A 12992-nucleotide genomic window follows, 5' to 3' on the forward strand; every position below is an offset into this window, starting at 1 on the left:
ATAAATGATATAGCAAAATTTTTCCTTTTACTGCAGCTAATGAACCACTCTGGTAGTCAATCGTCAATGAGTTGGCAACGGCAATTGGGCAACGCCGTAACCGATATCACGACACTGCTCAAAGCACTGCAAATCAGTCCCGCACAAGCACACCTTGCAGGCATTGATAGTGAACCGCTATTCCCACTAAAAATACCATGGAGTTATTTATCTCGTATACAAAAAGGCTGCATTGACGACCCTTTGCTACGACAGGTGCTGGCATTGAAAAGTGAACATCTATCAACCGCCGATGAGACAGACGATCCAGTGGGAGATTTACCAGCGCGCCAATTAAGCGGGTTGATTCATAAATATTATGGGCGCGTCCTGCTAACCGTCTCTGGTGCCTGTGCCATTCACTGCCGTTATTGCTTTCGTAAAAACTTTCCTTATAACAAAAATACTCTAACAAATAACCTAGTGCCAATATACGAATATATAAAGCAACGACCGGAAATATCAGAAGTGATTCTCAGCGGTGGCGATCCCTTAACTTATAGCAATAATAAATTGTTTGCACTCTGTGAGCAATTAGAGAGCATCGCGCATATTAGCAGGATACGCATACACACACGCCTGCCTATAGTGGTGCCGGCGCGAGTTGACAAGCAGCTAAACGAATGGTTAAAACAACGACCCAAACACTATGTTATCGTCTTCCACATTAATCACCCTAAGGAAATAAACGATGAGGTTGAAGTAGCAACGGCGAAGCTACGCCATTTGTGTCTGCTCAATCAGTCCGTGCTGTTGCGCAGCGTCAACGACCAAGCTGCAATCTTAAAAGAACTAAGCATCCGCTGTTTTCAGGTAGGCATTTTGCCTTATTATTTGCATTTGCTAGATCCCGTCAGTGGCAGTTCTCACTTTAATGTGCCGCGTAGAGAAGCCATTAACATAATGAAAAAACTACACGCTGAATTGCCCGGCTATTTAGTACCAAGACTAGTCAAAGAATATCCGCGCGAAGCATCTAAAACACCCATCGCAATTAGATTTTAGCTGGGAGACCGCTGAGATGTGGTGTCTTTGAGTAAGGCTTTAATGCGTGGAATATTGGCAATGCCTCATTATCAGGCATTATTGAAATGTTTATATCATCTAGTATTGTTGCGCTTAGCTTCCTTGCGGTAATGCTTCTGCTTTGCTCGCTGTCAAAACTAAAGCTTTTCCTCATCCAAATTCGTTGTAACCCAGTCCTCTCACATAAGGTTCCTTATGAAGTAAATCGCGTAGTTCGGCAAGCCCATCCTTGTCCCATTCCAATGCGTCAGCCACCGCCTCGTCCCATAGGCGACGCACTTCGCACTCGCCGTCTCGATATTGTGGCACCTCGATGTCGGCAGTTTGTTGCCAGCAATCGGCAAGGATAGTGCATATGCGTTTATCGCTGAGAGCGGGACATCTGATATCCTTCCAAACAGCAGGGTTGTATATCGGAAATGTTAGCATTTGAGACCGCTTACCCAGTAACTGCAACCGCCCAAGAGTTGAATTAAGGAATACGGCGACAGCCTTTGCTTGTATCAATGACAAACCGCGCACTGGTTGCCAACCTAAACCGACATATTTTTTATCGCTCACCACTGCGGTCAACCGAGCAGTACTGATGTTTTGACCAGCTGTGACTAGCAAGTTTTCTGCCTTCTCTAGAAGTCTTGCAGTTTCGGCATGGTCTTGTTTTTTATGTATCCAATATTGATCAGGTTTCGCTGTAATGCACTTCTGAGCATCCTCGCCCTTCGATTTAAGGATAGGAAATCCACTGTTGATTTCAGTCTCCGTGAAGTGAACTGATAGTGTTGGCGCTGTTGAGGACGAGCTTGCGCCTTGATCCATCAAGCGCATTAATGCTTCTTTGGTAGCTATCTCCGCAGTAGCTTTGGCAAGAATCGGTGAGCGAAAAGCCGCAGCTATCCAGTTGCCTGCTTCCATGTATTCGGCAGGCCATTCGGAAACTTCCCCCCAACCATATGGGATGAGACCTTCTACAAGACCGTCAAGACAGCTGTGCAGATCGGCAGCTGATGATTCATCAAGTGGCAATTTATCAAGGTTGATAATTCGTGTAGGTGGCACTGAGTCCTCACCTGAATGTCGTTTGGCAATAATGATGCTTTCGTTGATTTTAGTATTCTGGCTCAGATTAGGTTGGCTTGGCTGGTGGCTGGTAAGCAATGTGTGGATATGAAAGCGTTTCGCTAATAAAATGCGTTCCTGCGCTGCCGCCACACCTGTTAGGACTATGGTAGGTCTGATCATTGCCAATGTCCCATCCTTCGAATCAAGGCATCGTTCTGCCAACGCAACAAACATGGGACCGATAGATCTTCTGGATACAAAATCCTCCATCTCAGGATCAGACGACACCAAACCATCCTCAAACGAATCTACCCGTTCCCGCATTCTTTCGCGAGTTTCCATCGGATATTTCTCACCCATTTTGGTGCGTTCAGTAAATGGCGGGTTCATCATAATAACACGAGCACCCAAAGCGGCTTTGGTTCCATCCACAAGGGCTGGATTGGTTCCATCCACAAGAGCCGGAGCAGTCTCCCTCATTTCCAACTGCTCTGATACAGCATCCGATTGATGTAAGTCCAGCTCGTCAGGTCTGGGAACAATCTTACGCTGCCCAAGTAATTCAAGCGAACCTACTTTTACTTGATCATCCTCAGGACCATAAGGCATTCTATACAAGCCCATGTTTCTATAAGGCACATTGACATTACCCGCTGTCAGCTGGGCTGCAGCCAGTTGTAGCGAAACAATATTAATGTCCAGCCCGCAAAGTGTTTCCTCTACAGCCAATTTTTGTAGTTCTGCCAGTTGCTGTGTGCTGGCACCTCTTTCCTGTGCTCGACGCTTCATTTCTGTTAATGATGCGGCGAGCAATGTCCCTGAACCGCACGCCAAATCGGTGATTTTATTTGCCTGCCAAGTATTGGGAGTTGTCCAGTCTGCCTTGCTTGCCACTACATCTAAAGTAAGCCGTGCAAGTAGTGAGGCAGATTCTGGCCGGGTAAAAAAAGCGCCGTCCGATGTCTGGTTGCCCATAATTTTATTGAACAATTCACCGGCATAATCGGCACCCATCTCGGCATAGTCCTCAGCCAAGCGTTGTGCTTCACCGGCGATGTGCCGCACTGCTTTGTTTAGCCCTGATTTTCTTCCGGTATCCTGTATTTTTTCAATGATTTCGATGGCAGGTTCAATCACAGGGAGAAAATCGTGGCGAGTAATCTTGTTCCACTGACGATGGACTTGGTCGGCAGCGTCTGGATGACTCTTGATGTTATCAAGTCCGTCAACGCCATCCAACCACCTGCCGGCAGCAATCCGATGATGTAGCATGGCGGCATTCATCAAAAGTAAAGCCGCAATGGTGCAACCATCGGCACGATCTTTGCCGATCTGCTGATCCAAACCAAAATAGTTATTCAGTTCTCCGTCAAGTTCTTCTTCTTTCAAGCAGTGTTTCGCTTCCCTGATAGCTTCCTCGATAGTATTGACGCTTCGCTTTGCCTTATTTCGACAAAGCCCGGACTTTTCTAACAGATTAACGAAAATTCCCATATCATCGGCTTTAGACTGCTGTAGCAGGTTCAAAGTTTGTTGTTCTTTGAGTGCGGCTCTTTCCTCTGCGGTTTTACGATGGCGCGGGATTTTGCGCCCAGTTTTGCCATTGAGCATATCTTTGGCTGTTTTTTTGGTCTTTTTTATATTGATCGGTCCTGGCGTACCGTCCGCTCTAGGCCGGTCTCTTTCAATCCCTTGTTCGCGTATTTCAATGCTTCCGTCTGAGTTTTTCTTTCCACTGACTATACGGTTGGGTTCAATGCATTGCTGCAGCGGGTGAACTGTATGCTCGTCTGCTTTGTCAGTGTCGTTTTCAGAATCGTGCAGGGTCTCGCTGAGTGGTTCGAACACATCTTTGCGCTGCTCCTTCCCGTTCAGCGTATTTTCAACATGCGTCTCCACAGTCCCAGGCTTGCCTGTATGCATGTGGTAGGAGGCTCTGCCGTGTTCAATTCCGAGGGCTACCACAGTAGACTCATCTTCGACAGTCCTCGGCGGAAGATAGATTTTCATTAGATCGCTGAGTTCATCCTCAATGCGCGAGTCATGGGCGCGCAACGCTCTCAATATTTGACCCAATGCTTGCCATCCATCTTCAGGAGAGCTGTTCGCGAGCCAACTCTCTGCATCAGTGTTTCGAGGGATTAGAATAGGGCAGAGGACATAGCCTAGTTGTTTCTCTTCGGCGCGACGCATAACCCGTCCTACTGCCTGAATCACTTCCACCGGAGATTTGCGTGGTTCAAGGAAACCCACTGCCGAGAGCGAGGGCGCATCTGTTCCTTCGCCGAAAATGCCGACATTGAGGATACCTTGTGGCACCGCCTCTGTCGCCTTGACAAGTTGCGCTATGGCTTGTTCGCGCTTCTCTACATTGCTTTTGGCATCAAGGTGCTGCAAGTGATATTTATTGACTCCTTCGCACACGCCATCCTCTGCTAGTCGGTGCCCCACCCATTGACGCACAGTAGCAGATTGGAGTGCCTCAGTCATTTTTTTTGACCTATCAACCGTATTCATAAAGTTGATAGACGAACGGATGTTATGTCCGTTTTTGCGGGTGCCTCCGCCCATAACCAAAGCAAGAACCAGTCCGCGCAAGAACTGCGAAGTGGACAGACCTTTGGTATCTGTCGCCAGTTGGTTAGCAGTCTTATAGGCTTCTTCATCATTAACGCCGAGGGCAATGATACGATAATCTGAAAGCCAACCGTTATTTACCGCGTCACGATAGTCTTTTCTATAAATCTCTGGTCCGAAAATATCCTCGTCGTCCATGCTACGAGTAATCCATTCCCTGTTGTTTACCCTCCACTCAGCGTTGCGTTGCCTTTCAGTTTTATAAACCTTTGGGGTTGCCGTTTGATAAATCCGGTATTTTGCACGGAAACGAAGCTGGTTGTGACAAACAGTGAAATCGCGTAGTTGCCCTTCTTTCCCTTTAACACGCCGAATCCCTGCTGTTCGGTGTGCTTCATCGGCTACCATTACAGTAATCGTTTTACTACTTGATTGCAGCGCATCGGCAATTTTATGGCTGGACTGATAAGTGCCGAAGATAACACCAATGCTATCCTGTGGCACTGCATCCATCCACCGCACTATTTCGGCGGGGTCTGTGGTAACGCTACCTTTGATGCCACGGGTGCTTGCTTGACTCAAATCCGCCGTTTGGTCTTTTGACAAATCGCTGCTTTGTGCTGCGGTTTGGTCAGAACACACTGCCAACGCCATCAGCTGTTTGGAGCTGTTGACGAGAAATTCGCGGCGTAATTGAGCAACCAGCGCAATGGATGGGCAGAGGATTGCCGAGATTTCTCCTGCTTCGGTTAGTGTTTCTATTATCCGCAGCGCGATACGCGACTTGCCAGTTCCGCATGGGAGAATGATCTTGCCCCTGGCATCCCCTTTTCCGCTATTTGCCTGCGCCTTAAGCTTTCCCACCGCTATCTCGACAGCCTCCTGCTGCATAGCATCCCGCGTCTGTTTGCTGTCTACCTCTTCACGGGGCACTTGATCTTCGTCAATGTTGCTACTGGTAGCGTCAAGGTGTTTCCTGATATCTGAATGTAAATTGACCTGCTTGACATTGTTCTCACAGAGCACCTTATCGGCGTTTGAGCTAGTACCAACGGCGCCATTAACGACTAACCAGAGCTCTTCCCAATCTTCAGTGCGGATCGTTGATTCGGCAATAAAGCTGTTAATTTCGCGCCTGTTTATCGGATTACCTTCGCCATTATCACCTAGCTGCCTGGACTTGCATTGAATGGCTATGTGCTTGCCGTCGTGCCGCTTGGCAACCACATCAATACCGCAATCTCGGTATTCCTTACCTGGCCAATCATCCCACTTCCAGGCTTCGCAGACATCCCATTCGGCGATAAGGGGGGCACAATCAGCAGTCAATTGCTCCAACCATTTCCCATCTGTCTGCTGGCTTGACATTTCTTCAATTGTAACCAACGCCTCTCTTAGTCTATTCAAGTCGTTGGTATCGTTATTGTCGGGTACGCGCTCTGTGTTTGGCATCATCAGTTAAAATATCGGAAGTTGATAGCAAGGACGATTCAGTGCATTCTATACGCTTCCAAGCAAATTGAGTAACGACGACCGCTTGGCGGTATGACACAATTATCGCTGCAAATATTATTTACTTGGAAACTGTCAACTATTTTGTTAACTTTGTAGGTATAGCTTGTATTGTTATCGTTTCTGTATAGCGAAATATGGGGGTGTTTTTACTTAGTTAGATTATTTAATAATCGAATTTGTAAACATACCATGGCCCCGTTGCATCTGGGCCGCCAGGTGCTTCTCCGCAACGAAATTTTCTTTTAGCTTGATCCTCTTTCTCTCTTCTTTCGGGGTTTGTTGTGATACCTACTTGACATGCCATAATTTATATCTCCTAAATTTAGTTTATCGTGTTTTTTTTATTACAATCATATCATAAAAACTTTATCATCAATGCGATTGCCGCACAATCGCTTCGTCGGGTGGAACGCCTAGCTTCCGTCAATGCATTGTATAAAGCTATCTCTGACATTTTTGTTTATTCCTTGTACTTTTTTATAGTATTTTGCTGCTCCAAAAATACACCACCAAAGTCATTATAACGATAGCGCAAATATTAATAATCAGACCTGCTTTCACCATGTCTTTAATTTTTAGATAACCAGATCCTAAAACGATGGCGTTGGGTGCGGTGGCAATCGGCATCATAAAGGCGCAGCTAGCACTCATTGTGGCTGCGGTAATTGCTGCTATCGGATCAATACCTGCGTTCATCGCCAGAGCAGAGATGATTGGCACCAGTGTTGCGGTCGTGGCAGTGTTGGAAGTAACTTCAGTTAGCAAAACAACCAAAGCAACGATAGCTAATATAATAAAAATAATAGGCAACTCCGATAACACGGTAAGTTGCCCACCGATAATAGTGTCTACCCCATAAGTCTTGATAGCTTGTGCTAATGCCAACCCGCCACCGAATAAGAAAATAATATGCCAGGGTAACTTTTTCGCAGTATCCCAGTCCAATGTTGGTTGTCGTTTACTCGCCGGTATCACGAATAGCAAGACCACCGCCAACAGTGCAATGCCAGAGTCCGACAGACCAGTAAAAGGCCTGACTATGCCGCTATCAGTCGTAAAACTCAGTGCTTCTAGACGAGTTCTACTCAGCCATAAAACTATCGTTAGCGCAAACACTGCTATAGTAATTTTACCGCCGCGTTCTAGTGGTGGTAGTTGAGTATATTGTCTGCGCAGTAGTTCTTTGCCACCCAATATCGTCTGATTAGAAATCGGGAAAATAAACTTTGTCAATAACAGCCAAGTGAGTGGAAGTAGCACCAATACTGCAGGCAACACTGCGCTGCTCCAAGCCAAAAAACTTATCTCGTACGCTAATATATCTTCGGCAAAGCCGACCGTAAAAGCATTCGGAGGAGTGCCTACTATCGTCGCAATACCACCTATATTACATGCATAAGCAATCCCCAACATCAGCACTATGGCAAAGTTTCTCTGCATATTCTCGCCACCAGCCTGTGATTGCTTATTCAGAAGTGTAATGATAGTTAATCCAATAGGCAACATCATCGCCGCCGTTGCTGTATTAGAAATAAAGGCACTCAACCCAGCGCACAACAGCATAAATCCTAAAATCAGCTTTCTAGGTTGGCTACCTATATTAGATAAAATCAATAGCGCAATGCGTTTGTCAACACCCCACTTCTGCAGTGATAAGCCTATTATAAAGCCGCCTAATAGTAGGAATATCACTGGTGAACTATAAGCCTGAGCAACCGTTTTAATGCTGCTGGGCGTTAATAGTGGGAATAGCAGTAACGGAAGCAACCCGACGACGGCGATAGAAATCGCTTCAAAAAGCCACCATACAACCATCCATATCAATATCGCAATAATTATCTTAGCGGAGTCGCTAAAAACCAACTGCTCATTATGTACATCACTATAAATATCAGGTAGCAACAAGTAGACTACTACAGCTAACAGCGGCCCTAGCACCAAAGCTTTGAGCTTACGCGGGTTAACTAAATCGCTCACAACGAGTTTATAGTTCTATATTTTTGAGGGCTGATATCCTATCTTCTATGGGTGGATGGCTACTGAACAAACGGCGTGATAAAGACCTGCCGACACTGCCGGAAATACCGAAAGCTGCCATCTCCTTAGGCAAGTCTTTTTCTTCGCTTTTAGCTTGTAGTCGTTGCAACGCAGCAATCATTTTATCGCGCCCAGCTAACACAGCACCGCCATAATCGGCACGAAATTCACGCCGACGAGAAAACCACATAACAACGATGCTTGCCAGCACACCCAGAACCATTTGGGCAAAAAGCACAGTCATAAAATAACCGATGCTATAGCCTCGCGATTTGAGTATCACCCGATCTACTATGTGCCCTATAACACGCGAGAAAAAAATGACAAAAGTATTCAGCACTCCCTGTATTAGGGTTAAAGTCACCATATCGCCGTTCGCAATGTGGCTGACTTCGTGCCCCAGCACTGCCTCGACTTGATCAGCATCCATACTCATCAGCAAACCTTTGCTAACCGCAACCAAAGAATTGTTACGCGACATACCAGTTGCGAACGCATTCGGTTGCATAGAATCAAAGATGCCAACCTCAGGCATGCCGATACCTGCTCTTTCGGCTTGCCCAGCGACGGTGTTCAGTAACCATTCTTCGTCTTGGTTGCTGGGCTGCTCAATAATTTTCACACCCATAGTCCGTTTGGCGATAGTTTTAGATAGTGCGAGTGAAATAAACGAGCCGGAAAACCCGAAAATGAGAGAGATAATTAGCAAACCAGTTATATTGAGATTGCTACCACTTTGATGTAGCCAATCTTCTATACCAAACAGCTGCAGAACGATGTTCAGTACGAACAAGATAGCTAGGTTGGTACCTACCAGTAATAGTATTCTTTGCATCTGTTTATCTTCTCACCAGTTTATTATACATATAACATCCCCGACAGAAATAGGGCGTAAGGGCAACCCTGCATTGCTAATATTCTGCACATGGCAACGGCGTTTGCTATCGTAGCATGTTGGGTATTATTGCCGCAGGTATGTATAACGATATTATAACAATAGATAGTTCGCCTGGCGCAACAATTCCAACAAAAGGTCAAGCAAAATAGCACAGAAGATATAGTGCTACCTCTACAGAAAATTGACAATGATAGGCGATAGATTGTAAAATTAGAACTGAAATCAGCAGATAAGTTTTTATATCACAATGAAAGACAATGAGTTTGTAAACTATTTTATGGCGATACTGGGTGTTCTAGTCGCAGTTGCTGCCATTATATTGGTGTTGGCTAATAGCTTAGCGGATAGTCAACAAACGATGGATATGGCAATGCTTGAACGTACTAAGGAGCGTATCGCGCCTATAGGTCAAGTCAATATAGGAAGTGTCCCCGCGCAAAAAGCATCTATGTCGGCCACTGCTGGCAAGACGGATGCGGTAGCATTTAGTGCAGAAGGTGTTTATCAAGCGGTCTGCCATGCTTGCCATGGCACCGGCGTGTTGGAGTCACCGCGTCTAGACGATACCGAAGCATGGAAAACACGCATGGCAAAAGGCATAGACAATGTATACCAGATGGCAATAAACGGGATCGGCAATATGCCACCTAAAGGTGGGCGAACTGATCTATCAGATGCCAACTTCAAGCAGATCATCGACTATATGTTAAAGCAAGCGGGAGTTTCTCCGTGATGGCTTCCTCAGCATATTATTCTCAAACTCGTAGTAATTTATCTAGAGATCTGTAAGCGACTGCTTCTAGCAAGTGGCACTCTTCTATCGTATCGGCAGCCGCTAAATCGGCAATCGTTCTAGCCACTCTGAGGATGCGGTAATAAGCCCGCGCCGATAGTTCCATTTTGTCTACAACGCGGGCTAGTAATTTCTGTTCGGATTGTGCGAGTTTACAAAAACGCTCTATCTCTTTGGTTTCTAGTAGTGCGTTGTTTTTGCCTTGTCTATTTAACTGCTTATGCCAGGCGGTTAGTACGCGTGCTTTTATAACCGCACTGGTTTCACCGCGGTGCTCTATATTATCCCGCTTAGTCCATTGAATACGCGGCACGCGTATATGCAAGTCTATGCGATCTAGCATCGGCGATGAAAGCCTACGATAATAATGTATTAATCTTTGTTCGCTACAGGTGCATCTGCCGAATTCATCAACATCAGAACCATCAGGACAAGGATTCATCGCTGCAATTAATTGAAAACATGCTGGATAAGTAACGCTTGAAGCTACTCGTGCCAAATTAATCACACCTGTTTCTATGGGCTCGCGCAATCCGTCTATAGCTTGACGGTTAAACTCAGTTAATTCGTCTAAAAAGAGAACACCGTTGTGTGCCTTGGATATCTCGCCAGGCTGGGGATGTGTGCCGCCACCTAACAGCGCTGCTGACGACGCACTATGGTGCGGGGCTCGAAACGGTCGCGTGTAGAAATCTTTGTCACTTAACACCTCAGTTGCCAACGATAGTATCGTTGCGGTTTCTATCGCTTCGTCTTTATTCATCGGTGGTAAAATTGTTGGAAAGCGGCGCGCTAGCATCGTTTTGCCGCTACCGGGAGAACCCAACATCAGACAATGATGGCGACCGCTTGCCGCAATTTCAAGCGCACGCACGGCCTGACCTTGTGCGCGAACCTCGGACATATCTTCGCTTTGGCAGTCGGCGACAGTAGTTTTCAACATAGGTACGAGATTGGGTTGGTGTTGTCCGCTCAGCCAACGATAAACCTCAACTAAATGCTTGGCACTATAAATTTTGGCCTGGCGACGAGCTGACAAAATCAAGCCGGCTTCTTTTGCGTTTGCCTGCGGAATAACCAAACGACGGTTTGCTTCTATTGCTGCGAGTATAGCCGGAATGACACCTTTCACCGACAAAAGATCACCGCTTAAACTGAGTTCGGATAAAAACTCGTATTTTGCTAATCGCTCGTGTTCTAATTGACCGCTGGCAGCTAATATCCCTAAGGCAATAGGCAAATCAAAACGACCTCCCTCTTTGGGTAAATCGGCGGGAGATAAATTGACTGTCACACGTTGCTGAGGAAACTTAAATTGATTATGCGACAACGCCGCTCGTACCCGATGTTGACTTTCTTTAACCGCAGTCTCAGGCAACCCGACTATATGCATACGCGGCACTCCCGAAGAAATAAATACTTCTACAGTAACTGCAATAGCTTCCATCCCACGACAAGTTCTGCTATGCACGGTTGCAAGACGCATAAAAGTTATCCTCGCTTAAAAAACAGCAGGATAATGGAATTTTAGGTGCGGGCAGCCTCTTTCCGATAAAAGCTGCTAATTAGCTGACGAATGGTTGAATGTCAGTGCAATGAGGACTAAATGGGTAAAAATGATCTACTGCTTCTCGGCTTCGGCTAGGCGTTTTTCTAGATCGTCAACTTGCTTTAATAGGCGATGCAACAGTGCGACTTGTGCGTCGTATTCTTCACGACTCACTAGATTCATCTTTTTAATCAGTGCTTCCAGTCCTAGTCGTATGCCTTGCTCGACCTCTTGACGAGCGGCACCAACAAAAGGCGGTAGTTCTTTTACGATTTCTTGAACCAGTTGATTAATTTCTCCTTTTTTCATAGGGCAGCAAATATAGACTATATCTTTAAGCTAACATCAGTGTTTAGTACTTGAAAAATCCATCATCTTGCGCGTAGCACGCAGTGCGCCTTGCCGTATCGCTTCGGGAATATGAATCTCGTTGTCGAGTTTATCTAGGCTACGCTCCAGGTTATCTAAGCCGTTCATTGCCATCCACGGACAATGTGCGCAGCTTTTACAAGTCGCTCCTTCCCCGGCGGTCGGCGCTTCAATGAATTCTTTGTCGTTAGCGAGCTGTCTCATCTTATAGAAAATACGATTATCAGTTGCTACGATAAAGCGTTTATTCGGCAGTTCCACGGCGGCTTTAATCAGTGCACTGGTCGAACCCACTGCATCGGCTATCTCAATCACCGCTTCGGGAGATTCTGGATGGACCAACACGGCAGCATCAGGGTAGCGTTGCTTCAGTTCTAAAACACCACTATATTTGAATTCCTCGTGTACCACACAGCTACCTTGCCACAACAGCATATCGGCACCACTGACTTTTTGAATATAACGACCCAAATATCTGTCGGGCGCCCAGAGAATTTTATTACCCTGATCCATTAAGTAAGAAATAATCTGCACTGCATTGCTCGAGGTCACCACCCAGTCGGCGAGTGACTTAACTTCAGCGCTGGTGTTTGCATAAACAACCACCACTCTATCCGAATGTTGTTTGCAGAACGATGCAAAGCTCTCGGCTGGGCAGCTTAGATCTAATGAGCAGGTCGCATCCAATGTGGGCATCAATACTCGTTTCTCAGGATTTAAAATCTTCGCAGTTTCTCCCATAAAGCGCACACCGGCGACCACCAAGGTATTGCTTGCAACTTGTTGTCCGAATTTTGCCATCTCCAATGAATCGCCAACAAATCCACCAGTCTTATCGGCTAATTCTTGTATATCCTCATGTACATAATAATGAGCAATTAAAGAGGCATTGAGTGCCTCGAGCTTCTCGGCGATGCGCGCAAGCCGTAAATCTCGCTCCGCTCCATGGTATTCGGGAGTAAGCATACAAATATCCTTGGTTAGCGGTGCTTTAGCGGTAACCGCTCGCATAATATGTTGCATTGTTTGTCTTTCGCTAGAAATCATAATTGCGCATGTATCATTACAATAATTTACAAAGAATTACGAATACATAATACCATATCATCGCTTATCGTACATAGAACTGC

Annotated in this window: 9 protein-coding genes; 2 read left to right on the plus strand and 7 right to left on the minus strand. The window is 46.0% G+C overall.

The annotated features are described in order from the left end of the window. The first annotated feature begins 39 nt into the window (after positions 1-39). On the plus strand, positions 40-1044 hold the full coding sequence (gene epmB / locus GDA45_01265; GenBank protein ID MBC6413554.1) for an EF-P beta-lysylation protein EpmB: 1005 nt from the start codon (positions 40-42) through the stop codon (positions 1042-1044). Between the two features lie 171 nt (positions 1045-1215). Here the strand turns inward: epmB and GDA45_01270 are convergent, their stop codons facing one another. The 4 genes from GDA45_01270 to htpX all read right to left on the minus strand — a co-directional run bounded on the left by GDA45_01270 (position 1216) and on the right by htpX (position 9088). Then, positions 1216-6156 (minus strand): DEAD/DEAH box helicase family protein, encoded by a 4941-nt coding sequence (locus tag GDA45_01270; GenBank protein ID MBC6413555.1) that lies wholly within the window; start codon positions 6154-6156, stop codon positions 1216-1218. A gap of 223 nt (positions 6157-6379) precedes the next feature. Continuing rightward, positions 6380-6520, minus strand: a complete 141-nt coding sequence (locus GDA45_01275; protein ID MBC6413556.1) for a hypothetical protein — start codon at positions 6518-6520, stop codon at positions 6380-6382. Between the two features lie 173 nt (positions 6521-6693). Beyond that, positions 6694-8193, minus strand: coding sequence for an SLC13/DASS family transporter (locus tag GDA45_01280; protein ID MBC6413557.1), 1500 nt, complete (start codon positions 8191-8193; stop codon positions 6694-6696). A gap of 7 nt (positions 8194-8200) precedes the next feature. Continuing rightward, positions 8201-9088, minus strand: a complete 888-nt coding sequence (htpX, locus tag GDA45_01285) for a protease HtpX (protein ID MBC6413558.1) — start codon at positions 9086-9088, stop codon at positions 8201-8203. Between the two features lie 310 nt (positions 9089-9398). On the opposite strand from htpX, the gene GDA45_01290 reads away from it, so the two are divergent. Beyond that, the gene (locus GDA45_01290) at positions 9399-9884 is read left to right on the plus strand and encodes a cytochrome c5 family protein (GenBank protein MBC6413559.1); all 486 of its coding nucleotides are present in this window, start codon (positions 9399-9401) and stop codon (positions 9882-9884) included. A 22-nt stretch (positions 9885-9906) separates the two neighbouring features. Here the strand turns inward: GDA45_01290 and GDA45_01295 are convergent, their stop codons facing one another. From GDA45_01295 to nadA, 3 genes are all read right to left on the minus strand, one after another. Further along, a complete protein-coding gene (locus GDA45_01295) occupies positions 9907-11430 on the minus strand; it encodes a YifB family Mg chelatase-like AAA ATPase (GenBank protein MBC6413560.1) in 1524 nt (507 codons plus the stop codon). 135 nt (positions 11431-11565) lie between these two features. Beyond that, on the minus strand, positions 11566-11802 hold the full coding sequence (locus GDA45_01300; protein MBC6413561.1) for an accessory factor UbiK family protein: 237 nt from the start codon (positions 11800-11802) through the stop codon (positions 11566-11568). 36 nt (positions 11803-11838) lie between these two features. Next, positions 11839-12873 (minus strand): quinolinate synthase NadA, encoded by a 1035-nt coding sequence (gene nadA / locus GDA45_01305; protein ID MBC6413562.1) that lies wholly within the window; start codon positions 12871-12873, stop codon positions 11839-11841. Positions 12874-12992 lie beyond the last annotated feature (119 nt).

Source organism: Chromatiales bacterium, assembly GCA_014323925.1.
Classification (GTDB): Bacteria; Pseudomonadota; Gammaproteobacteria; order Poriferisulfidales; family Oxydemutatoraceae; genus SP5GCR1.

Excerpts from the sequence above, each read along its gene's own strand:
- nadA (MBC6413562.1), bottom strand. The coding sequence starts at position 12,873 with ATGCGAGCGGTTACCGCTAAAGCACCGCTAACCAAGGATATTTGTATG.
- epmB (MBC6413554.1), top strand. The coding sequence starts at position 40 with ATGAACCACTCTGGTAGTCAATCGTCAATGAGTTGGCAACGGCAATTG.
- GDA45_01300 (MBC6413561.1), bottom strand. The coding sequence starts at position 11,802 with ATGAAAAAAGGAGAAATTAATCAACTGGTTCAAGAAATCGTAAAAGAA.
- GDA45_01295 (MBC6413560.1), bottom strand. The coding sequence starts at position 11,430 with ATGCGTCTTGCAACCGTGCATAGCAGAACTTGTCGTGGGATGGAAGCT.
- GDA45_01290 (MBC6413559.1), top strand. The coding sequence starts at position 9,399 with ATGAAAGACAATGAGTTTGTAAACTATTTTATGGCGATACTGGGTGTT.
- GDA45_01275 (MBC6413556.1), bottom strand. The coding sequence starts at position 6,520 with ATGGCATGTCAAGTAGGTATCACAACAAACCCCGAAAGAAGAGAGAAA.
- htpX (MBC6413558.1), bottom strand. The coding sequence starts at position 9,088 with ATGCAAAGAATACTATTACTGGTAGGTACCAACCTAGCTATCTTGTTC.
- GDA45_01270 (MBC6413555.1), bottom strand. The coding sequence starts at position 6,156 with ATGATGCCAAACACAGAGCGCGTACCCGACAATAACGATACCAACGAC.